Origin of the sequence: Fictibacillus sp. UD (assembly GCF_043558025.1) — a bacterium.
GTDB lineage: Bacteria > Bacillota > Bacilli > Bacillales > Fictibacillaceae > Fictibacillus.
In genome coordinates this window covers 256,432-277,428 of sequence record NZ_JARUHH010000002.1, presented here as the reverse complement: position 1 = coordinate 277,428, position 20,997 = coordinate 256,432, and the positions used below count along the sequence as shown (strand labels likewise).

Annotated in this window: 26 protein-coding genes; 17 read left to right on the top strand and 9 right to left on the bottom strand. The window is 40.4% G+C overall.

The window, feature by feature from the left end; genetic code table 11:
* The 11 genes from P8610_RS05055 (at position 1) to P8610_RS05005 (ending at position 6,075) form a co-directional block, all read left to right on the top strand.
* The gene (locus P8610_RS05055) at positions 1 to 831 is read left to right on the top strand and encodes a nucleotidyltransferase domain-containing protein (RefSeq protein ID WP_394603358.1); all 831 of its coding nucleotides are present in this window, start codon (positions 1 to 3) and stop codon (positions 829 to 831) included.
* Positions 832 to 861: 30 nt separating this feature from the next.
* The gene (locus tag P8610_RS05050) at positions 862 to 1,170 is read left to right on the top strand and encodes a hypothetical protein (RefSeq protein WP_394603357.1); all 309 of its coding nucleotides are present in this window, start codon (positions 862 to 864) and stop codon (positions 1,168 to 1,170) included.
* Between the two features lie 214 nt (positions 1,171 to 1,384).
* On the top strand, positions 1,385 to 1,837 hold the full coding sequence (locus tag P8610_RS05045; RefSeq protein ID WP_394603356.1) for a GNAT family N-acetyltransferase: 453 nt from the start codon (positions 1,385 to 1,387) through the stop codon (positions 1,835 to 1,837).
* Positions 1,838 to 1,861: 24 nt separating this feature from the next.
* A complete protein-coding gene (locus tag P8610_RS05040) occupies positions 1,862 to 2,008 on the top strand; it encodes a hypothetical protein (RefSeq protein ID WP_394603355.1) in 147 nt (48 codons plus the stop codon).
* Positions 2,009 to 2,025: 17 nt separating this feature from the next.
* Positions 2,026 to 2,682: a uridine kinase family protein gene (locus P8610_RS05035; protein ID WP_394603354.1), complete on the top strand. Its 657-nt coding sequence runs from the start codon at positions 2,026 to 2,028 to the stop codon at positions 2,680 to 2,682.
* A gap of 218 nt (positions 2,683 to 2,900) precedes the next feature.
* Positions 2,901 to 3,749, top strand: coding sequence for an aminoglycoside phosphotransferase family protein (locus P8610_RS05030; protein ID WP_394603353.1), 849 nt, complete (start codon positions 2,901 to 2,903; stop codon positions 3,747 to 3,749).
* A gap of 17 nt (positions 3,750 to 3,766) precedes the next feature.
* Positions 3,767 to 4,126 (top strand): hypothetical protein, encoded by a 360-nt coding sequence (locus tag P8610_RS05025; protein WP_394603352.1) that lies wholly within the window; start codon positions 3,767 to 3,769, stop codon positions 4,124 to 4,126.
* A complete protein-coding gene (locus tag P8610_RS05020; protein WP_394603351.1) occupies positions 4,084 to 4,524 on the top strand; it encodes a kanamycin nucleotidyltransferase C-terminal domain-containing protein in 441 nt (146 codons plus the stop codon). The genes P8610_RS05025 and P8610_RS05020 overlap by 43 nt, the downstream gene beginning before the upstream one ends.
* A gap of 91 nt (positions 4,525 to 4,615) precedes the next feature.
* Positions 4,616 to 5,113 (top strand): DinB family protein, encoded by a 498-nt coding sequence (locus tag P8610_RS05015; protein WP_394603350.1) that lies wholly within the window; start codon positions 4,616 to 4,618, stop codon positions 5,111 to 5,113.
* Positions 5,114 to 5,362: 249 nt separating this feature from the next.
* Complete coding sequence (locus P8610_RS05010; RefSeq protein WP_394603604.1) at positions 5,363 to 5,839, top strand: DinB family protein; 477 nt, start codon at positions 5,363 to 5,365, stop codon at positions 5,837 to 5,839.
* 65 nt (positions 5,840 to 5,904) lie between these two features.
* The gene (locus tag P8610_RS05005) at positions 5,905 to 6,075 is read left to right on the top strand and encodes an imidazoleglycerol-phosphate dehydratase (protein WP_394603349.1); all 171 of its coding nucleotides are present in this window, start codon (positions 5,905 to 5,907) and stop codon (positions 6,073 to 6,075) included.
* A 68-nt stretch (positions 6,076 to 6,143) separates the two neighbouring features.
* Here P8610_RS05005 and P8610_RS05000 read toward each other — a convergent pair whose 3' ends face one another.
* Positions 6,144 to 6,614, bottom strand: coding sequence for a hypothetical protein (locus P8610_RS05000; RefSeq protein ID WP_394603348.1), 471 nt, complete (start codon positions 6,612 to 6,614; stop codon positions 6,144 to 6,146).
* A 224-nt stretch (positions 6,615 to 6,838) separates the two neighbouring features.
* On the opposite strand from P8610_RS05000, the gene P8610_RS04995 reads away from it, so the two are divergent.
* From P8610_RS04995 to P8610_RS04985, 3 genes are read left to right on the top strand one after another with little or no spacing between them, the layout of a single operon-like run.
* Positions 6,839 to 7,237 carry a hypothetical protein gene (locus P8610_RS04995; RefSeq protein ID WP_394603347.1) on the top strand — a complete coding sequence of 133 codons (399 nt, stop codon included), beginning with the start codon at positions 6,839 to 6,841 and terminating at the stop codon, positions 7,235 to 7,237.
* A 41-nt stretch (positions 7,238 to 7,278) separates the two neighbouring features.
* Positions 7,279 to 7,653 carry a hypothetical protein gene (locus P8610_RS04990; protein WP_394603346.1) on the top strand — a complete coding sequence of 125 codons (375 nt, stop codon included), beginning with the start codon at positions 7,279 to 7,281 and terminating at the stop codon, positions 7,651 to 7,653.
* Between the two features lie 40 nt (positions 7,654 to 7,693).
* Positions 7,694 to 8,059 carry a hypothetical protein gene (locus tag P8610_RS04985; RefSeq protein WP_394603345.1) on the top strand — a complete coding sequence of 122 codons (366 nt, stop codon included), beginning with the start codon at positions 7,694 to 7,696 and terminating at the stop codon, positions 8,057 to 8,059.
* Between the two features lie 80 nt (positions 8,060 to 8,139).
* Here the strand turns inward: P8610_RS04985 and P8610_RS04980 are convergent, their stop codons facing one another.
* From P8610_RS04980 to P8610_RS04965, 4 genes are all read right to left on the bottom strand, one after another.
* The gene (locus P8610_RS04980; RefSeq protein WP_394603344.1) at positions 8,140 to 9,693 is read right to left on the bottom strand and encodes a SagB family peptide dehydrogenase; all 1,554 of its coding nucleotides are present in this window, start codon (positions 9,691 to 9,693) and stop codon (positions 8,140 to 8,142) included.
* A gap of 23 nt (positions 9,694 to 9,716) precedes the next feature.
* Positions 9,717 to 11,663 (bottom strand): TOMM precursor leader peptide-binding protein, encoded by a 1,947-nt coding sequence (locus P8610_RS04975; RefSeq protein WP_394603343.1) that lies wholly within the window; start codon positions 11,661 to 11,663, stop codon positions 9,717 to 9,719.
* Entirely contained in the window at positions 11,660 to 13,549 is a 1,890-nt protein-coding gene (locus tag P8610_RS04970) for a putative thiazole-containing bacteriocin maturation protein (RefSeq protein WP_394603342.1), read from the bottom strand. Before P8610_RS04970 ends, P8610_RS04975 begins: the two co-directional genes overlap by 4 nt.
* 327 nt (positions 13,550 to 13,876) lie before the next feature.
* A complete protein-coding gene (locus P8610_RS04965; protein WP_394603341.1) occupies positions 13,877 to 14,197 on the bottom strand; it encodes a hypothetical protein in 321 nt (106 codons plus the stop codon).
* Between the two features lie 329 nt (positions 14,198 to 14,526).
* Here P8610_RS04965 and P8610_RS04960 point away from each other — a divergent pair, with 329 nt between their 5' ends.
* The 3 genes from P8610_RS04960 (at position 14,527) to P8610_RS04950 (ending at position 17,187) form a co-directional block, all read left to right on the top strand.
* On the top strand, positions 14,527 to 15,075 hold the full coding sequence (locus P8610_RS04960) for an SMI1/KNR4 family protein (RefSeq protein WP_394603340.1): 549 nt from the start codon (positions 14,527 to 14,529) through the stop codon (positions 15,073 to 15,075).
* A gap of 179 nt (positions 15,076 to 15,254) precedes the next feature.
* Positions 15,255 to 15,770, top strand: a complete 516-nt coding sequence (locus P8610_RS04955) for an SRPBCC domain-containing protein (RefSeq protein WP_394603339.1) — start codon at positions 15,255 to 15,257, stop codon at positions 15,768 to 15,770.
* A 328-nt stretch (positions 15,771 to 16,098) separates the two neighbouring features.
* Positions 16,099 to 17,187 carry an ATP-binding protein gene (locus P8610_RS04950; protein ID WP_394603338.1) on the top strand — a complete coding sequence of 363 codons (1,089 nt, stop codon included), beginning with the start codon at positions 16,099 to 16,101 and terminating at the stop codon, positions 17,185 to 17,187.
* A 140-nt stretch (positions 17,188 to 17,327) separates the two neighbouring features.
* Here the strand turns inward: P8610_RS04950 and P8610_RS04945 are convergent, their stop codons facing one another.
* The 4 genes from P8610_RS04945 to P8610_RS04930 form a co-directional block, all read right to left on the bottom strand.
* Entirely contained in the window at positions 17,328 to 18,170 is an 843-nt protein-coding gene (locus tag P8610_RS04945) for a mechanosensitive ion channel family protein (RefSeq protein WP_394603337.1), read from the bottom strand.
* Between the two features lie 263 nt (positions 18,171 to 18,433).
* Positions 18,434 to 18,643 (bottom strand): hypothetical protein, encoded by a 210-nt coding sequence (locus tag P8610_RS04940; RefSeq protein ID WP_394603336.1) that lies wholly within the window; start codon positions 18,641 to 18,643, stop codon positions 18,434 to 18,436.
* Positions 18,644 to 18,738: 95 nt separating this feature from the next.
* A complete protein-coding gene (locus P8610_RS04935) occupies positions 18,739 to 19,887 on the bottom strand; it encodes a Ger(x)C family spore germination protein (RefSeq protein WP_394603335.1) in 1,149 nt (382 codons plus the stop codon).
* Positions 19,884 to 20,975: a spore germination protein gene (locus P8610_RS04930; RefSeq protein WP_394603334.1), complete on the bottom strand. Its 1,092-nt coding sequence runs from the start codon at positions 20,973 to 20,975 to the stop codon at positions 19,884 to 19,886. The genes P8610_RS04935 and P8610_RS04930 overlap by 4 nt, the downstream gene beginning before the upstream one ends.
* Positions 20,976 to 20,997 lie beyond the last annotated feature (22 nt).

Here is a 20,997-nt window from a genome sequence, read left to right as displayed (position 1 = left end):
ATGACTCAACTACAATCGACGAATGAGGTAAACCATCTACCAAAAAAAGTGCAGAACGTAATCGATGTTTACTTGAAGCGGATAGAGGAGCGACTGCCAAACAAGCTGGAATCACTCTATCTTTTTGGCTCCGTATCGTTAGGTGCTTATCAAGAGGGATTAAGTGACATAGACTTTTATGCCGTTGTTAAACGACCACTGACGGAATACGATGTTGACGTGTTAAAGCAGGTTCATCGAGACATGAAAAAACAATTTCTGAAACCAAGTTTAGATGGCATGTATGTAACGCGTGAAGATCTATTGGGAGAGAATGAGGAGGAGTCACATTGTCTGTACTTTAATGAAGGCAGACTTCAGATGTATCGACCTTTCCACCGAAACTGGATTGATGCTTATCAGCTGAAGACTTACGGCATCGTGATAAAAGGTCTTCCGATTGAGACGTACCATTTACCCGTAGATTGGAAGGAGATCAAAACGAACTTGTTGAAAAACATCAATGGCTATTGGATGAACTGGGTGGAAAATTGTGAGCGTGTCACATCACTCTCATTTTTTGGCTTATACATGACCTCTAGCATGATCGAGTGGGGAGTGCTTGGGGTGACTCGACTGTATTACTCCATTAAAGAAGAAGATATCACATCAAAAGTGGGGGCAGGGGAATATGCGCTAAGAACGGTGCCTGAAGAATATCACCAAATCATAAGGGAAGCGTTACGCATTCGAAACGGAAATAAGTTCTCTCACTATGGATCGATGATTAATAGAAGAAATGACACTTTGAAGTTTATGAAGTACGTAATGAAGGAATGTAATAATTTGTAAGATATATTGAATGAGAAGGATGGGGAATGCATGGCGAAGATGGTCTTTGAACGAGAAAGTCAGTTTGCGAACAAATGGAGAAAGTTTGACATCTACATCAACGACAACAAGCGTGAGAACATTAAAGACGGAGAAACCAAACAGATTGATGTGGAACCTGGCGAGTACATCGTGAAAATGCAGATCGATTGGGTCGAGAGCGCGACTCACAAAGTGCAAGTGAAGCAGGATGAAACCATCCATTTTCAGTGCGGAAGCCGTTTAAAAGGATGGAAGATCTTAAAAGCGTCATCAGCTATGAATACAGTGGATGAGTTTGTTTATTTGGAGAAGAAGTAAATGAGTAAATAAAATGTTCAGTTGGATTTTTAAAAGCCTGAGACATGCTCTCAGGTTTTTGTTTTGCAGTAGCCATTGTAATTTTATAGTTTTTACCAAGAGGGTCCGTTTCTTTTCAGAATAACTATTTATGATTTGAAAAAAATGTAAACTATACAGAATTTATAATATAATTTATAGGGTACGTTCGAAGTAGGATATAAGGGTAATAGAAATGGAGAAGGTGAAAAAGGTGATAAACTTTTCAGGAACACCCACATTAGAAACCGACCGGTTAATCCTTAGAAGAATGAAACTTACAGATGCTCAAAGTGTGTTTGATCACTGGCTTTCAGACGAACGTGTATCAGACAATAAAATTAATGCTGCACATATAAGTGTTTCCCAAACCATCGAAAGAATAGCTAACATTGTGAGTCAATATGAAAATAAAGAATTTTGTTACTGGGGTATCGAATTGAAAGCGAACGGTGAACTAATTGGAGAGATCGATTTATATGATTTTGACAAACTCACTGAAAATTGCGAGGTGGGTTACGCGCTTGGCTACCATTGGTGGAATCAGGGCTATGGAACGGAAGCGTTGCGTGCGGTTGTGGAATTTGGCTTTAGGCATATGAATATTCATAAAATATCCGCTGCACATAACACCGATAATCTGGCTTAAGGAAAAATCATGAGTAAGGTTGGGATGACACAAGAAGGAGTAATCAGACATATGATTCGCAATGCCAAAGGGCAATACAAGGACTGTGCGATATGGGGAATTCTTCAAGAAGATTATTTGAAGTACAACGACTGCTCAGAATCTTATATGATTAAGCAAAAAGGTCATTGATAATTGGGGGAGATATTATGGAAAAGATATTACATGAGATCACAAATAGGATTAACAGTAGTGATGAAAGAATAATAGTTGGAATTTCAGGTCATGGTGCTTCTGGAAAGACCACGTTTGCCAACAAGCTTGTAACACTTCTTGGTCAAGCAAATGTAAATTACATAAACACAGATACATATATTGTTAGTTCTAATCTTAGAAAGAACACGGTAATCAATTATGAGTATGAAGGTGAAGGGCATCAGTATAAAATGACAGCGTGCCACCCGGACGCTCACCAAACATTTGCTTTAGAGCGGGACCTACATATGATCAGAGATGGTTTAGATGTTTATTCAATCGGTACGAATTATGTGAAAAGCACGTTGATTTCTTCACAAAAGAAAGTAAACATCATTGAGGGAATGAGTGTAGCATTTGTTGATCCGAATTTATTTGATTTAAAGATTTATTTACATACAGATGGGGATACCGAGTTAAGTAGAAGAGGGATTCGAGATGTAAATGAACGTGGAACGGATATAAATTTTCTGATGCAATCGCATAATGAACGTAGGATTCAATATGACCTGTTTATGCATCCTTATCACCAGAATTTTGATATGGTTATTAAAAATTCGAATGAAGAGGTTATTCTCGAAAAGAATAACATTACATATCGAACGATTTGAATTTAATCGATTTATAGGAGAGTTACTGTTGAAGAAGTACGGGTTATCCATTAGTTGGGCGGTAATAGCCGTTATTTTATTTGTAACTTGGATATTTACTAAATAAGAGATTATAAGATTTTGATTTAGTGCATTTCTTCAAGAAGGAGAAGTGCACTTTCTTATTGAATAAAAAACAGGATTATTTATTAAGCGGTTCGTTTTTTAAGGAGAGAAACATGGATATTAAAAAGATTATCAAACAATTAAATCAAGATTACATACTAAATTCAGAAATAATAGAATACAAGCCATTAACAGGCGGTACTGTAAGCCAATTGTTCCTCCTTCATACAGAGGATGGAAATCATTATGTCGTAAAGTCAAACGAGCCGAGAATCACTCAATCAGAGGCGGATTATCTAAAAAGCTACGCTAAGCTGGAACTGTTACCAAATCTTCATTATGTCGAACAGTCCCATAAATATCTTGTCTATTCCTTTATTGACGGCTCTACCAACTATGTAAGTAACAACAAACAGGAACTGCTCGTAAGGCTTGTACAAAATCTTATCAATCACTATAAAACAGTACCTGAAAGGAACGGCTGGGGCTGGGCGGATGAACCTACAGATTCCTGGCACTCTTATCTATTGAATAGAACCATGGATGCCAAAAAGGTACTGAATTCCTATTTAGAAGATGATGATCATGATCTTGTATTTGATCTTGTTCAGGAAGTAAAAGATGTAGAGCTTCAACCCTATTTATTGCATGGGGATCTTGGTGTTCATAATTTTATATTTAATAACGGGCATTTGAATGGTGTAATCGATCCAACCCCTGTAATTGGAGATCCGCTTTATGATTTAATTTATGCTTTTTGTTCGTCACCCGATGATTTAACCCAACAAACAATAGGTTCTGCAGCTAGTGTTTTAATTAGTAAAGGCAACCGAATAAATGCTAATGTTTATGAAAATGTGATGATTGGGTTATATCATCGGTTAGCAACGTGTATAAAACATCATCCTCATGATCTTAAAGAATATCTTAATGCTTGGAACTATTGGAAAAAATTAATTTGAAAATAGGGGAAGAAATTTTGAATAGATGGCAGCCAAATAAATTTCAAACTCAGGATCGATATGACCTAGCAATTGAAATACTGGATGAGTTAAAGAAGAAATATAAAGATGATTTAATTTCAGTTGTAATTGAGGGTTCAACTGCAAAAGGAACAGATTGTCCTGAATCAGATCTAGAAATGAGAGTAGTAGTAAATGGGCGAGATAGTGGGTGGTACTCATTCTTTTATAAGGGTATGTTTGCGGGAATAAGCTTTAATTCCTTAGATAAAATTCACTCCAAATCAACAAACATTGACTATGAATGGTGTGTAAAAAGTGATGTACTTTTTACATGCAAGATTCTCATGATCCAACAGACCTTTATGGAACGTTAAGAGAAAGAGCAAAAGCTGCTGAGGAACAGGTAGATTTTGATGGGTTGATAAGAGATGCATCGGCTGATATGTATGAACATGTATATAAAATTTATACACTTAATGAAAATGACGGCATAACTGCTGCACATGAAGCAAGGCAGATTGCCTATTGGGCAACAATGTGTGTTGGATTAAAAAATAGATACAAATTTCTTTCAAGTCGTTCGATGTATCATGAAAGCTTTCAACTAGAATCATTACCTCACCATTTCGAACAGTATATAAATCGTATTTTGTCTCTAAATACTGATGTGCAGAGTTTGAAAAGGGACGTTGGGAACTTGTGGGTTTCGACAAATCATTGGGCAGAATTAAACGGAATAACACTTAAGGAAAGTGACTTATCATTTTTATAGGCCAAACCGCTCAAGAGCATTTCTTCATGAAGGAGAAGTGCTCTTTTTGTTGAAGTATGGGGAAAGCAATTAAATAAGGAAGGGTGAAGATATGAATTTATTTAAGACTCAATATGACTGGGTTTGCCGCACAAGAGAAACATTGTTCCAATACTGCGAAGCGCTATCACCAGCAGATTATGTGAAGGAGCTTGAAAACTTCGGTGGAGATTCAATCCGTAGTCTTCATGCGCATGTAGCTGATTGTTATCACGGTTGGTTGGGTGTTCGGGCGCTTGGTAAGTCACTTCCTGAAATAACACCAGAGTCTATTCACAACGTACAGGAAATGCGGGAAGTTTTTAGGAAAACGGATGAATTGGTTTATGAATTTCTAAATACGTTTGAAGACAAATGGGATCAAACTGTAGAGGTAACGTTCAGAAGTGGCAGTAAAGCTGAGTTCACTTCACTGTGGCTTTTTACACATACCATGACTCACGAGTTTCATCATAAAGGGCAAATCGTGAAGATTGGAAGACACCTCGGCTACGTTCCGGGTGATACAGACCTTATTGAACCAGAGGTAAAGAAATCAGCGAGAGTTTAGTTAATTATTTTGCACTGTAAGGTGGAGGTGGGGGTATATGGACACTTCAAGTTGTCGGTTCATGTCGACTCGCTGATATATGGTCAATACTCGCCGGATTATCGCTTAAACTCGCTGGAATATAGCCAGAACTCGCTGGAATAATTCCAAAATTTCTTGAATCACCAACAGTGATACCCACCTAGGTATAAAAGGAGAGCTGATTAATTACTCAAAAGGGCATCTATAAGGAGGAAAATGATTATGGGGATGACGAAGAATCGAATTGACTTGCTTTTAAAGGTGTTCGATTCCACATTTGATAAGGAAAGTTGGTATGCTCCGCTCAAACCAGCCATTAATGGAATCACGGCAGAACAAGCCAGTTGGAGACCGCCAGGTGAGGGGACTAAAACCATTTGGGAAAACCTCAATCATCTCATTTATTACAAAGAAAGACTTATTGCGAACCTGGAAAACAGGGAATGGACAAATCATCTCGATGGTGATGCAACCTTCAATCTTACGGAACAATCAAATGACGATCAGGAATGGAAGAAAGTCGTTGAACGTGCTGAAAATATTCATAATCGTTTAAAGGAGATACTGAGTAAAACTACGGATGAAGTGCTTAGCCAACATTCACTTGAAGAGAAAATGCTGGATATCTTTCTTCATGACGCATACCATACGGGTCAAATTATGCAAGTTAGAAAGATGCAAGGTTCCTGGCCGTCGCATCGTTAAGCCTGATTAAAAAGCAAATGGATAAGCAATACTAGGAAAGAGTTTATTTTAAGGAGGTAGATGTGATGACCAATCGCAATGGCAGTGAAGGAAGCAAAAATCAAGGTTCGCCTAAAGCACAGCACGATCAAGAGTTCAGCAGTGAATTAGCGACCGGCGATAATAACAAAGGCAACGAATACCGCTCTAAAATTGGTAGTAAATCACAGAGTAAACCGAAACAAAGTAAAGAATAAAAAATCGTGAGGTACGCCTCACGATTTTTTAATGTGAAAAACTTGTGGTGAAAGGGGAAGGGAGTATATTAACGCCCAGGTCCCCATCCTCCCCATCCACCAAGATATTGTTGAATCCACCAAGGCCAGCCTTGCTGACCGCCTTGTCCCATCTGTCCCATCTGACCCATTTGACCAGGCTGACCCATCTGACCCATCTGACCCATCTGACCCATCTGACCCATCTGACCCATCTGACCAGGCTGCCCCATCTGTCCACCTTGCCCCATTTGTCCCATCTGACCCATGCCAGATCCAAAGACAGGAGGGATAGGTCCTTGATAAGGAGCGATACCGTACATATCTGTTTCATGTACTTGCAACGCTCTTACTCCACTTGGTGTAAATACGTTTAGTGTAGCCATTTTGGTAGCATTATCGAACTTAACGACTTGAGCCACAACCTGCCCATAGCCTGTAATGGCAGTCGTAATATATTGACCTACAAATTGTTCGATCGTTGCACCTGGTACGATACCTTGAAAACTCCATCGAAACATATAAATCCATCCTTTGTATTAATTTTCTTCACTATATATATATGTTAACCACAACCAGAAGTATGGACGAGAACCTAAAAATAATAACTAAATAAGAGGATATGCGAATTAATAAAGTACTTTTATAGGTTCATCGTATTGCTTTTGAGTAATTCTATTTATTTTTGCACTTTTGTCTATACAAAAGTTAATAGAACTTCATATAATTTTAACGAGAATACATTTTGAAAGGACTGCTTTTTTTGCTTCGAAACACAAGAGTAAAATTAAATGCTCAACATATATTATTTATTATTAAATCGGGATTCACATATGGCACAACTAATTTAAAGGGTTATGGTCAAGTAATTGTTCATATCAAAGAAGCAGTGTTGGATTTTAATACAAACACTGGAAATGTAACTTTAAAAATATTTACTCCGACAGAAGATATTTTAACAACTGTTCCGATACAGGATTTAGAAGATTGGACACCTTATTACGGTCCTATTCCCCCACATTTCGGACACCAAGGCGGCCTTCCAGGCGGCATGGGTGGACAAGGTTATGGGCAAGGTCAAACTTTCCCTTCGCAGTGGGGAGGTCAAGGTACGCCTGGCGGTTGGGGTACTTGGGGTTACTAAAAAGAACAACCTATAAACAATTTTTGAAAGGATTGCTTTTTTTGTTTCAAAACACAAGAATAAGTGCTCAAGTACTAAAGAGTATTATTAAATCAAGAAACCTTTATGGAATTACTAATTTAGAGGGTTATGGTCAAGTAATTGTCCAAATATTAAATTATGGGTATGACACCCAACAAAACATCGGAGTAGCATATTTGAAAATATTTACTCCGTCGGAAGATATTGGATTACAAGTAGATATAAAGGAGATTGGAGGCTGGGTTCCATATACAGGCCCGATTCCTCCTCAATTCGGACACCAAGGCGGTCTTCCAGGCGGTATGGGAGGTCAAGGTTATGGTCAAGGACAAACTTTTCCTTCATCATGGGGAGGACAAGGAACTCCAGGCGGCTGGGGTACTTGGGGTTACTAAAAAGAACAACCGATAGACAATTTTTGAAAGGATTGTTTTTTTGTTTCAAAATACAAGAATAAGTGTTCAAGTACTAGATAGTATTATTAAATCAGGAAACCTTTATGGAATTACTAATTTAGAGGGTTATGGTCAAGTAATTGTTGAATTGTTAAATTATGGGCAACAAACCGGTGGATTTGTATATTTGAAAATATTTTCTCCAACAGAAGATATCAATTTACTAGTAAATATAAAGGAGATTGGAGGCTGGGTTCCCTATACCGGACCTATTCCTCCACAATTCGGTCCTCAAGGGGGTCTTCCAGGCGGCATGGGTGGTCAAGGATACGGTCAAGGCCAAGCTTTCCCTTCACCTTGGGGAGGACAAGGCACACCAGGCGGCTGGGGTACTTGGGGTTATTAATTCAATTCCGATATGATTAAAAGTATAAGGAAAAGACCAGACAAAAAATCTGGTCTTTTTAATGTCATTTACATACCAAATTACATATGCATAGTTCCTTGCAGTCTAGGATGCGGCCGGTAGTGTCCGAGGGGGATCTGCAGCAGACTGGTTTTGCCTCTGTCACTCAGTTGGTGAAGCTCATCATACCAAGGGACATGAAATCCAAGGACGGGGTGGCCGCCTATATCAAGAGCTGATGCCGTCAAAATCAAGAGGTGAGAAAGAATGCCGGCTTCCATGTGCTGAATGCGATGCCCTCTATATCCAAATGCATTTTTGTAATGATCTCTATTGCCTGAGATATTAACGGAGAGCGGAATCTGCGCCATGTTCACAAAATCTGATAACAGACCGTCTTGCAGCGAGTTGCGATAATCGCCAGGAGCTATTTGGTGCAATGCATGCTTAGATTCGTCGTATGCATACATGCCGTTTGATAAGCCTTCTATGCTATACGTACTGAGAGTAACGGAAACACGGGTCGAAATCTTTTGATAACCTTGATCCAGTTCATTTCGGTAAGCACTCCTTGAGACCGTCTCATATAAAAGGGAAGATAATGTTTGAAGGTTAATCGGCTTCAGCACAAAGTCCATCCCTGGGGAATAACGGGTCCGACAGGCATAAGAAAAATCATAATTTAAGGAATCAACCCCAGGTAATTTAATGGCGGCACCGTTAAACACATCTTTTTGTGAATCTACCTTTTTGCGTGGTGATGCAAACGTATCCATCATACAGGCTTCATTGATCTTAACCAGCATGTGGTAATCTATTATTTTCTTGGAACGAACGTAATGTTGGTGGTGAAGTGGTGGAAGTTCAGTACATAATTTTTCTGATGTCACCCCATCTTGCTCTTCATCACGGAACCAGCTCATCTCGCGGTCGACCGAAAGTGGAATCACCGCATACACACTTTCTTCTTTCTCATCAATTCCGATCAGGTGATTTACGGCGCGATCCAAGAAATGATAATAGACGCCTGTTTCAAAACCGAGCCGCCGTCCAACTTCGAGCAACTGCCCGATCGCAAAACCAGCATCTAAGCCTTGCAGCCGGTACGAGAAGTTATGATACTTGAAAAAGTTCTTCCAAAAAAACGTTGAGATAAACACGACACCAAAGGTAGAAGAGATGTCACAGCGGCTACCAAGTGCCTTCTTCAAGTAATCATCAAAGTTTCCTTCCCTTAAACAAACCAAGCGATGGTGTGCCACATCATAATGATAGATGCCAGCTGCGGCATCCTCTATTTTTAAATAAAGATAAAGTTCGTTCGGATACAGTGCGCCGCCAGACGGTACAAAGCGACGGCATGTTGTCCACGTGTCAGATCCATCTCCAAACGCGAACGATTGGCTCACTTGGGTGAGGCCGAACGTGTACCACAGAAAGTGACTCACTTCTTTTAAAGTCGGTTTAGCGGTTTGCGTCAAGATCTCAGGAATCTCCGAGCTTAGTTCCACTGAAGGCAAACCGCGGTAAATTTTGTAGGGAAGCGGGGCATCATCCCAGTTCACCTCCCAATCAGGGGGAGTTATCTGATCTGTCTCGTAATGAAGTTTATACAAAAATTCATCAAGGTTCATAACGGTTCCCCCTTCACACTGGTCTATGGAAATGGATGAGGATGCGGATTAAGATCGCCAGCTGAAAGAGGCTGCTTCACATATCCGAGCTTTGCTGGAACGGTCAACACGCGGTCTAGCCCTTCTAGCCGAGTAAGGTGGTGTCCGAATGTCATCGGCAGCATGCCTGGAATCACGACTTTAACACAGTGAAGTCCGTTTCGTTTCAGTTCTGGACCGGTTTGATCGACCACAATGACCTCAAGATTTAGTTTCTGGAAAATATTTAGTACAGTTTTTAAATCATCTAACAAATCCGCGCGTTTTTGGACAGGGCGAAATTCTTCTTCAAAACTTTTCACTTGTCGTTTATCAAGCAGGAAATATAAGCGTTTCTCCGCTTCCTTTAATCCATAAACCATCGAATGGTCTTCCATATGGCGGACAAGATCGGAGTCGCGATACATCTCTTCGTATTTCTTGCGGTTTTTGACAAACGAATCCTCCATGTTTAGGAGCATACCTGACAGTTCTTGTACCGCTCCTTTTACCGCACGAAGGGGATCGAGGTGTGCGCCTGCTGCACATAGGAGGTTCAACCCATCTTCCTTCGTATTCTTCGCCATCGCCCAAATGCTTGGGATGCCATTTTCAGTCGTTGCATTAAAAAGGTGGATCTCAAATCCTGTAACACTGTGAATGCGCTGAACCATGAGCTGCAGCTCAGAATCATCGATCGACTTTAGATCGAGTCGTGGAATCGGAAGCTCGCCGTACCACGTCATCAAGAACGCATCGCGCTCAACGATCTCAAAGATTCCGTACAAAATGGCTTCTTCTAAACTGCCGCCTACCGCACAGCCGTTGGAGGTTTCATATAGAAAACCTTCTCCGCCGCCTAAGCTGTAATACGCGAACGTCTCTGGCACTAAAAGCGGCCGTTCCTCTGTTAGCGAATAAGCCCAAACCCAATGAATGGAGCGGTCAGGATCAAACGGTTTAAACGGAAACCTCTGTTTCTTATATTGTTCCGGTGCATGAGTGCCGAGCGTAAGGGGATCGAGGGCAACATTCTTCACTTTGGAATACGGCTCATAAACGACCGTCTTTTTTCCTCTTGGCGCATAACCGCAATATCGCTCGAGCCCTTCTAAAATACCTGAAAGCTCACTGTGTTGGTATGAATGGGTGCGCCCGGCATTCAATTCGTTTCCGGAAAGAAGCGGCAGGTTCACGACCGTATCTGCAAAAGGAGACACTAAATCATATCGTTTGAAATTGAGAAGCCCTGTCCGGCTATCTAAATAATTGCGGCTTAACATTTTTTCTAACTCGCTTAACGAGCGGCAGCGGTAGCTATTAACAGAGGTCTTCAGACTTTGTTTGAGTGTGATGCATGCGTGGTCATCCGTATCAACTGGAAGATCACCGCACACTGTACAATACGGGTCTGGCAAAAAGAAATGCTGAGACAGTTTGAACGATGTGAGCTGAAGAAAAAGGACATGCTCAGCTGTCCGTGGTGTTTCTCCTTTCGTAAAAGAATCCACCTCTTTCTTTATCAAAAGGGAAGTTTGGGATAATGCTAGAGTGGTTCCCCAAGGATCACGATCTTGGATGAGGTCACGGTTATTCCTTACATAGTCTTTTATTTGAAAATGCTCTCGCCGCTCTTGCACTGTCATAAAGTGGCGCAGATCAGCACATTGTGAACAGCCTGGTTTATCAGGATAAACGAAGGGGCCGATGTTCACTTCACCAAAAAATACGAAACTCCGAAGCCAAGGAATAGAGTGTGCACGGAATATTTCTTCTGCTTTTACATGTTCAGCCGGATCCCATGAATCTTGCAGCAAAAGTGCTAGACTTTCTTTGTTCGGCACGGCTTCACCTGCAGAATGCCAGCGTGTAATCTGATAGTCACTAGACAGCTCATTACAAACATAGTCTGTGAGTTTTCCTTTTCCGATAACAGCGATGAAGTGAGTCATGACGGTTCCTCCTGTATGAGCGTTATGCCGAATATGCCATATGTGTTGTCGGTTAACACAGGTTCTGTCTGCAGCGAATAAAACTGCGCTTTTATAGAGTGCTTTTTTAACGTGTGAAGTGCGGCAGAGAGCGTTTCTTGAGGAGTCTCCTCTTTTAAATCAGTAAGCGAAACATGACTGCGGGTAGTAATTGGCTTTATGGAAGCGACAGCAACGCCATAAGAGTGAAGTGGTTTTTCACTATTTTGAGTACTCATGATGGCCGTTTGAAGAGCTCGGCGTATTGCGACCGTGTCATTTAAGCCGACACTTCCGTACCATTCGTCGTGAACATGTACCCAAACTACTGGGAAACCAAGCAGCTTCTTCCCATAATACAGCTTGATTTCAGGACATAAAGCGGTAAGTGATTTACTCATAAACTGAATGTGGTTATCACGCAACGATTGGATATCCAGCTCAGCTGAAACTTCGAGATCTGAATGCTGTGATTTTAGAAAAACTTCATGAAGTTCGTTTTGCAGTGCTCTCCATAAGCCATCTGCTGCTGTTTTCCCCGTTCCGATGCTCATGGAGTGAGAAAAATCTCCATATAAAGATTTCACATAGTTTTCGATTCCAGTGAGACCTGCATCCAGTCTTGCTTCTTCATGCGTGAGTCCTGAACAGGTTATCAAAGGCTGTGGAGGAGCTGGCCCTTCAGAACGAGGATCAGCGACCTGGATCTTGCACTGAGATAAAGGAAGCTGCAGCAGTTCCTCTTCTTCCCACGTATGAAAAATGCCGGTCTCTTTTGACGTGATAGTATAAAACAGGGAGTGCAGATCTTTTTGTTGATGGTTAGCAATCTTTAAAAATAACAGCGGGTCTTGAATCTGTGTTGCTTGAACACTGCCGTTCACAAGTGGATGGGGAAGAACGCTGTGCCAGCTTCCTTCAAGTGTTTCCAGGTTGAGTCTGTAGATGGAGTGGTCCTTTTTTTGATCCTGTGCACCGGTAATTTCTTTGAACAGCTCAAAAACGGTCACGTTCGCCAGCAGCGCACAGGCTGTTGATGAATGACTAGATTCATTTTTTATTGAGGATGACTGATGTACACGGCGGTGAGCGCATTCCCAGCTCGACGTGGATTCTGGTGACACGAGCGGACCAGCAAAAGCCAGATCCTTATTAATCGTAACCGGAAGAAAATGTTTTCCCTGATCTTTGCAGATTTTCTGAACAGTACGCAGTCGTGCAAGATCGCTGTCTAGTGAACCAAAAATGATGTAGTCATAGTGTTCTAGATTTTCGCTCCATGTTTGCGATTCTGACTTTAACACAGTGATTTTTGACGTGGAATCTGATTCGCTCGCCGCTGCAATTATTTCTTGCACTCTTCTGTCATCCTTTTTTTGTGAATGTGTTGGGATGATGGTGAACGCAGAGAGACCAGATTGAATGAGTGATGTAACAAGAGAGAGTAGAAGCGGGCCTGCCCCCATTACAGCCACCTTTGCCTCACGATACCTTTGGAACCGCTGCGCACCAGAATCACATATATGATTGATAAATTCGATTTGAGACGCATATTTTGTAAGAATCTGTTCAGGAAGCTGATGCGGAAGATCTTGGCTGAGATCACGAACAAAGCCGTTTTCGTACAGAACCTGAACGATTTTGTACACTTGGTCTTTGAATGATTGTGGCAATCCATTTGTTATATGATCAAGGGTGAGCGTGCCATCGAGCATTGGAATAAGTCGTTCAAGCCATTTTTCAATCGTGCTTCCTTCTATTCGGATAGAAGTGACGTTGTTTCGCAGGTACACACCTTGGTTGGATTCAGGATAGATGAATGTATCTCTTTTCACTTTTAAACGCATCGCCGGATGAATGGTTTGCATAATACCCCTCCTTACCAAAAGCTCATCATCTATTTTTATGGAGTCTGCTTGTCTGTTATGTCTTTGTCTTTGTAGGCTTTTTGGGGTGTATTGCACTAACGTGAAATTAATGGGATTAACGTGAATAAAAACGAATGAACGTGAATATATTTCATTTAACGTAAATATATTTATTCATCGTGAACAAACAACTGGTGAATATGTATACTCCATAAATACAGTTTCACTTTAAATTCTCGTGCGCACATGGAAAAGAGGCTTGACTCAAAGGTTACATCTACTTTTGGGTCAAGCCTTCAGTTTTTTATATAAGAATCAACCGGCGTCTTATCGGCCAGGTCCTCCGCAGCGACCGCCGCAACCGCCACAGCGTCCAGCGCAACCACCACAACCTCCGCAACGGCCAGCACAGCCACCACATCCGCCGCAGCCTCCACAGCGACCAACACATCCGCCACATCCGCCACAACCACCGCAACCTCCGCACACACCTGCGCAAAAGTTAAAACATATACCGATTACGCAGCCGGGAATGAAGATACGCGGGTCTTGTGCATGCTGATCGTCAGGATAACGAGGGGTACCGCCACTTACCTGAAAGTCACCCGTATTTAATCCATTAAGATCCCATTGGTGTTTATTATCCAATACAAACACCTCCTCATTTTTTTACTTTTCTAGAACGAGTTAAAAAGAATACGCGACATTCGTAAACCTCAAACTCAAATGCCTCATATTAAAATATGGAATCAGTTTGTCCACCGTTACAGGAATGGGTTTGAGAAAGAATTATATGTATTTTTAAATGGATGAGTAAATTGGGATTTGGGGGAATGAAGTTTTAGTATAATTAACGGGAGCATTTTGAAGCTTGTAAGGAGAAAACGAGTCAAAACACCTTCAATACCTTTTAACTGGAGAGGTTATTTTGAAAAAGAGGAAACTTGGGATTAAGAGTAAAAGGAGATGAGTCCTTAATGATTTACAAAGATATACCCAATCTATTAGATGCTTTTTACCAAAATAATAAAAAGAAATTAAGAACAGGTACGATTCTTTTCGGTATCATTCAAGAAGAGGAAAGGTGGCATACGCATTTGCAGCCACCATTATCAAGTGAGAGGGTCGATCAATTAATGAAGAAGTTAGACAGACCTGCTCCAAGTGCATATAGAACATTTTTAACTTATTTCAATGGATGCTATTTGTTTGACCTTGTAAGGATTGCTGGATACGTGGAAAGTTATCGAGGAATGAGTATAGAAGAGGAAGGGTACCAGCCATTCCCTATTGAGTCGATGCAGCAGATGTATGCAAGAAAAAGAAATCCTGAAGACTGGTTCATATTTGCTGATTCCCTTGAGTGGCAATGTTTTTTTGTGATTAGTAAAGATGAACAGATTCTTCAAGTAAACAGACGTGGAAAGGTACAGAAATCTTTTGTCAACATGGAAGCTTTTTTAAAAGAGTGTATGAACGCAGGGAAGTTTAATCTTGAACATAATATATGGTATGAATTTAAGTAAAAAGACGGTAAATAGCTTTTCTATCAAACAAAACATTTCAGCATTGAAAATAGAGCTCCATTAGAAAATATACTCATTTTGTTTACAACTGACTTCAAGCAGAGAGCAGGAATTATCATTAGTCTAGTGAATAGGGTTAATAAGCTGATATTATTATGTTTTTTTAGGAGGATACCCAAATGTCCAATAACACTATGATGTCCAAGGTTGAAAATGATCGAGTTCTCGTTCTTGAAAGAGTATTTAACGCACCGCGTGACAAGGTTTTTAAGATGTTTAAAGAACCTGACTATCTCAAACAATGGTGGGGCCCGAGAGGCTGGGAGCTGCCGGTTTGCAATATGGATTTCAAGTCAGGTGGTATTTGGCATTTTTGTATGAAGTGTGTCGATCAAAACCAAGGTGAATTTTATGGAATGGAATCTTGGGGTAAAGCCGTTTACAAAGAAATTGTTGAGCCAGAAAAAATAGCCTATGTCGACTACTTTTCAGATGCTGATGGCAATACGAATGACATCATGCCCGCTACAAGTGTAACGGCTGAATTTGAAGAAATGGATGGTAAGACAAAACTAGTAAATCGTTGTGAATATGCAACTGCTGAAGGCCTTAAAACGGTATTGGATATGGGCGCGATTCAAGGAATTACCGAAACATGGGATCGGCTGGAAGAGCTGCTTAGAAATAAAAGATAATAAATTTCTAGACTAGTAGTACACGAATTCATAAGCGTACTTTTTTCTTTAACAGACACCCTACCCAGCTTAGAAATAGATAGAACGACCTAGAATTTTGTTGAGCTGACAAGGATATTCTTCAAATTTGTCGAAAATCAAATTAGCGAGGTATATCTAGGAAGTAGGGAACGGTATGTGGGAGTCTATTCAAAGCATGTGCTTGCACGTGGTTTTCATTCTATTTACAATCCTGTTTTATCAAGTCTTTTTTAATGAAAGAGAAGAAAAAAGGAAGAAGATACATTCAAAGTTTTTTCTTTTCATGATAATAATATTGGTTTTCACAATGAGCCAGCCTGTTCTATATCACGAAATCTATAAATATGACTTCAAAGCGGTAGCGATCATTCTATCCTTTTTATACGGAGGAAAACGAGTAGGGTTTGCAGCACTGTTGGCATTGCTTATTACTGGTTACTTTACAGACCAGAGGCTGTTGGTCTTAATCGGAAATTATACGATATTCTGTCTTCTGTTACTACCAATAACCAGCTTGTTTCATCGTTATCGAATAAGAGGCAAAGTCATCGTGATCAGCTTGTTTTATATGATGATTCCGATTACAAGAGGGATCTCTCTTCAGTTAAAAGGAGATGATAGGCAAACGATCTTTGAATTAAGCTCATCTCTTATTGTTTTAGCAACGCTTATTACCATCATCTATTTAATTGAAAACATGAATGAGCAAATAAAAATGAGACAAGAACTGATTCGAACGGAAAAGATGAATGTTGTCAGCCAGCTTGCTGCTTCAGTTGCCCACGAAATCCGAAATCCAATGACATCTGTTCGAGGGTTTATGCAACTAATGCAAAAGGAAAATTTAACAGAAGAACAGCAATTGTACATAAGAATTTCAATTGATGAGTTAGACCGGGCACAGGAAATCATCAATCAATATTTAGCGCTGGCAAAACCGCAAACCGAGCAATATGAAGTGATTGATTTATCTTCTGTCATTCAACAATCCATTGATGTGATGCGATCATATGCCATTTTAAACAGCATACATATTACCCAGCAAGTTGAGCCATCTCTTGAGATCCAAGGTCTTAAACTGGAGATTCAGCAAGTATTAATTAACGTGATCAAAAATGCGGTTGAAGCGATTAAAAGCGAAGGGGAAATCTGGATTTCAGCTGCAAAACAACCAAATGGCTTCATATCCATTCAAATTAAAGATAACGGTGTAGGAATGACCGAAAACCAAATCAAAAAACTAGGCAGCCCTTATTATTCAACGAAGGAAAAAGGAACTGGCCTGGGGTTAACCGTTTGCCATCAAATCGTAAAGCAAATGGGCGGACAGATTAAAATTGAGAGCGAATTGAAAAAAGGAACATGTTTTACGATCCATTTGCCTCTTGCCAAATAAGGAATAATTTCGATATCCTCTCACTTATCTTGTGAAGGAAAACGGTCCCTCCTTTTTCAACATAAAAAATACTCCCCTTAAAGTAAACAGATTTTTTTCTGTCTACCTATAGGGGAGTATATTAATGCAAGCTCTTATAATTAACCCTGAGGATCAAAACTCTTCTTGTTCTCCAATTCGCCGCTTTCTGCCATCATCAAGTTGTTCATATACGCTGCCATCGCCAGCTCATATCTTACTTTTTTGCTGGCGTCTACAAAATGTGCTTCCTTCACTAGACCTGAAAGGGAATATCGGTGCCCTCTGTAATCTACATTTAATTCAGTAATTTGGTTGAATTTAAAACCTTCAACGGGAGCACCGTGAAAATCTTTTAAAAGAAATTCATCGTATTTCTCATTGCACGTTCTTGCTACTTCTTCCATCACCTTAAAAGCTTCGTCCGGATTTTGTCTATAGTTGAGAATTAGGCTTTCGTTCACGCGGCGCATACCTCGGTTCCCGTTCTGAAGTTCTGTAATATTGCCGTAGGAGACCGTATAGACATACCCGTCATACTGGCGAATCTGCAGGTGACGCATGCTGATTTCCTCAATTTTTCCTTGTCTATTGCCATTGATGATGACATAATCTCCAAGATGAATCTGGCGTTCAAAGAGGTAGGCAAGCCCCATAATATAATCCCGGATGATATGTTGAAAGATTATTGCCAAGGCACCGGCCACAACGACCGAGCCGGTAACAAGCCTTGTAAGGTCGAAGAAGTGGCTAAGGACATAAATTAAGAAGAACACCAGTCCCAGCCCTTTAAGGACTTGGTTCGAAAAATGCATCAAGGTTTCTTCCCGATTTTCATCCAAGAAGCTGGTCTTCTCAAAGAAAAGCTGAATGGATTTACGAATAAAATAAGCCGTTAATATAATCAGCACTGCCACTGTTAAAATTTTAACAGGTAACTGCTGAAACAATTCCAAGTTTAACATGCAATCAACTCCATATTTTGCTGCCTTGTTATGTACTATCGCAAATCATGCTGCTGAAAGGATTTTAAAAGATAAATAGAAAAAGGTCAATGGGTTATTCAATCTAGATTGCTACACTCATTGTTCCCATGTTCTTATATCTTGAAGCTTATGTTTGCGATAAAAAAGCTTAAATCATGCTTTATTATCATAAAGTAGAAATAAATAAGCAGCCATACATACTGGGAGTTTTCGCCAATTACTAATAGAAGTCAAACAGACTTTTACTTCATATCTTCAAGCAGCGCTTCAAGCTTGTTCCAAGTCATCGTTACACTTTCAAGCATCCCCATATCAAGGACCTTCTTCACATCATCAGGTGGTTTTTTGTAAAGAAACTCAGTCATTTGCAGAAAGACTCGATAAATATGAATGAAGCTTCTGGAAGCATCAAGGCTTGTGATAAGCTGCCAATTGCCATCCACTCTCAGCACAGGCAACCTTATAAAAAAGCTCTTTAAAAAAGGAAAGCCAACCATTGAGGTCAGCTTTCCTTTTTTTCTTTGAAGTTTCCCTTATAAAATGGAACTTATTTTTTTCTTTTCCCGATCATGCCATAATCGGTAACATGAATGCTGACCTTTGACGTGACGGATGCGGTTTTAAACCGTTCATCCCAGTCTTTCTTCATACGGTGCCAGTCTCTCGGCCGCTGTATTCTTAACGCATTGCCGAAACCTGCTACATCAACGCCAAGGTCATCCTTCATTTTAGTCACTGTTTGTTGAACCATCGTTTCGGCTTCTTTTTGAATTTCTTTTTCAACCTTTCTCACATTTGTATCTTCAAACAGATCAATTGATTTTTTCCAGTCCTCTGCGATGCGTCCATCAATTGAAATGTTGATGTGAAAGGAGATGATGTCACCATTTATATATGGTGTAATCTTTGAGTTTATCTTTTGAATCTGAAGATAAACTGGTTTTGCCCTGTCTGAGCGAATGGAACCGCTCTTGCTGTCACCTGTTATAAGGTTTAGGCCTTCAATCTCTTTCTTGTTCAATGTACCAATAAGTTTTTTGCTTGTTCCTTTGAAGACTGCTGCGCCATCGAATGTTAATTCCCCTTTTTCAGTGGTGAGCATTTGCACGGCAAAGCTTGAATCTGACTCCATTTTGCTTAACATCTGGATTAAGGAGGTTGGCTTCAACATTCTGGTCGTTGATTGCTGATTGGCGATATCATAGATCCGATACGAAGGAACGACATCGGGCTCGTTAGATTCTAATATATTTCCTGCGCGTCCGTGTGCAATAAAAACAAGGGTACTTCCCCGAATATCGATATCCCGGTAATACAAATCAATGAGCTGTTCCATGTCTGCCTGACTCGCTAGCTTTTTGCCGATCACGACAATTTTTTCGTGAGCACCAAAGATGATTCCTTCCCTTTTAAGCGTTGTTTCCCAGCCGATGGGTTCCAATGAATCACCTGTTTCTTTTACGTTGATATACTGTTTATGTCCGGATAAACCTGATGTTTGACCACCGCCTTTTTCATGAGGAACAACATACTGAAGCGTAGAGGAAAGATTCCCGCCCTTTTCTGCATCCAATGCAGCTCCTGCTACAAAATTTACATCCTCAATGGGTGTGTAGCTCCAACAGCTGGTCAGTACAGTAAGGTTTAAACATAAGGTGATCGTAAGGCATATGTATTTCATCCGTAGTTTGTTCATGTTTTTTTCCCTCGCAGAAGTGAGATGAGCAACAAGAGGATGGGAACACTACTGAAAAAGTAAAGCGTAAAATTGCCAATCATCGAGCCGAGCGCAAACATTTCGTTAATGTTTCTCGGCATCATGGATACGATATAGATCATAGGTGCAAGGCCGTAAATAAAAAGATCAATTTTCTTTTTCAAAAGGTGAGATAAGCCGAGAGCTGCCGCATAATAGCAAACGGAAAACGTGGTAAACAGCTGCATGATCCAAATGACGAGAAGTAGGGAATCGAACCGTTCTACAAATAACCCTTGTAACTCGAAACTTCTGATAAACGTTAATACAGGCCATGTTTGAGTGACTGCGCCATCAGTGGACAGTGCGCCGATCACCATAACAAAGGTGACACAATAGAAGACGAGTGAGATGCTTAACCCGATGATCGTTGCTTTTAAAGCACGTGCAGGTTTTTTCATATACATATAGATGATTAAGATGATCTCAAATCCTACAAATGATAAAGAAGTAGTGGTCAATCCTTTCATAACAGGCATTATGCCCATTCCCATCACCGGACGAAGGTTGTCAATTTCAAATACTTTTAATCCTAAAAACATGACAACGAGAAAGAAAAGGATGGTGACGGGAAAAATGATCTCAAACATTCTCGCAATCGGGTTGATGCCGCCGGTGATCAGATAAAGTCCAATCCAAATAAAGGGGAGAATGATCGCCCAGGTGGGGGTCCCTTGCAATAAGAAAAGACGTGTAGTTTCTGACATTGCTCTCAGTTCGAAACTTGCGAGCGTGAGATAATAGACGATGATGCATAGACTGATGATCGAGCCGATTAATTTCCCTGTAATTTCGTTGCTATATTGAAAAATGCTTCTTCCCGGAAAACGTTCAGCCAGTTTGACCATGATGATAGCAACAAGAAGAGCAAGAATTCCACCCAATATGATCGTGATCCAGCCGTCAGGAGTTTTGACTTTTTCGGTTACCGTTCTTGGCAGCGTCAATATGCCTATCCCTAAAATAAAATTACTAATGATTACGACCGTTTGTGGAGTAGTAATCTGATCGAATTTTTGTTTCGTCATAGAGATCACTCCTTATTACTCC

Bases quoted from the DNA above. Each gene is read 5' to 3' on its own strand.
- P8610_RS04950 (WP_394603338.1), top strand. From the start codon at position 16,099: ATGAGCCAGCCTGTTCTATATCACGAAATCTATAAATATGACTTCAAA.
- P8610_RS05050 (WP_394603357.1), top strand. From the start codon at position 862: ATGGCGAAGATGGTCTTTGAACGAGAAAGTCAGTTTGCGAACAAATGG.
- P8610_RS04955 (WP_394603339.1), top strand. From the start codon at position 15,255: ATGTCCAATAACACTATGATGTCCAAGGTTGAAAATGATCGAGTTCTC.
- P8610_RS04945 (WP_394603337.1), bottom strand. From the start codon at position 18,170: ATGTTAAACTTGGAATTGTTTCAGCAGTTACCTGTTAAAATTTTAACA.
- P8610_RS04975 (WP_394603343.1), bottom strand. From the start codon at position 11,663: ATGACTCACTTCATCGCTGTTATCGGAAAAGGAAAACTCACAGACTAT.
- P8610_RS04930 (WP_394603334.1), bottom strand. From the start codon at position 20,975: ATGACGAAACAAAAATTCGATCAGATTACTACTCCACAAACGGTCGTA.
- P8610_RS04980 (WP_394603344.1), bottom strand. From the start codon at position 9,693: ATGAACCTTGATGAATTTTTGTATAAACTTCATTACGAGACAGATCAG.
- P8610_RS05000 (WP_394603348.1), bottom strand. From the start codon at position 6,614: ATGTTTCGATGGAGTTTTCAAGGTATCGTACCAGGTGCAACGATCGAA.
- P8610_RS04970 (WP_394603342.1), bottom strand. From the start codon at position 13,549: ATGCAAACCATTCATCCGGCGATGCGTTTAAAAGTGAAAAGAGATACA.
- P8610_RS05030 (WP_394603353.1), top strand. From the start codon at position 2,901: ATGGATATTAAAAAGATTATCAAACAATTAAATCAAGATTACATACTA.
- P8610_RS05040 (WP_394603355.1), top strand. From the start codon at position 1,862: ATGACACAAGAAGGAGTAATCAGACATATGATTCGCAATGCCAAAGGG.
- P8610_RS05010 (WP_394603604.1), top strand. From the start codon at position 5,363: ATGACGAAGAATCGAATTGACTTGCTTTTAAAGGTGTTCGATTCCACA.
- P8610_RS05005 (WP_394603349.1), top strand. From the start codon at position 5,905: ATGACCAATCGCAATGGCAGTGAAGGAAGCAAAAATCAAGGTTCGCCT.
- P8610_RS05035 (WP_394603354.1), top strand. From the start codon at position 2,026: ATGGAAAAGATATTACATGAGATCACAAATAGGATTAACAGTAGTGAT.
- P8610_RS04960 (WP_394603340.1), top strand. From the start codon at position 14,527: ATGATTTACAAAGATATACCCAATCTATTAGATGCTTTTTACCAAAAT.
- P8610_RS04935 (WP_394603335.1), bottom strand. From the start codon at position 19,887: ATGAACAAACTACGGATGAAATACATATGCCTTACGATCACCTTATGT.
- P8610_RS05055 (WP_394603358.1), top strand. From the start codon at position 1: ATGACTCAACTACAATCGACGAATGAGGTAAACCATCTACCAAAAAAA.
- P8610_RS05015 (WP_394603350.1), top strand. From the start codon at position 4,616: ATGAATTTATTTAAGACTCAATATGACTGGGTTTGCCGCACAAGAGAA.
- P8610_RS05045 (WP_394603356.1), top strand. From the start codon at position 1,385: ATGGAGAAGGTGAAAAAGGTGATAAACTTTTCAGGAACACCCACATTA.
- P8610_RS05020 (WP_394603351.1), top strand. From the start codon at position 4,084: ATGCAAGATTCTCATGATCCAACAGACCTTTATGGAACGTTAAGAGAA.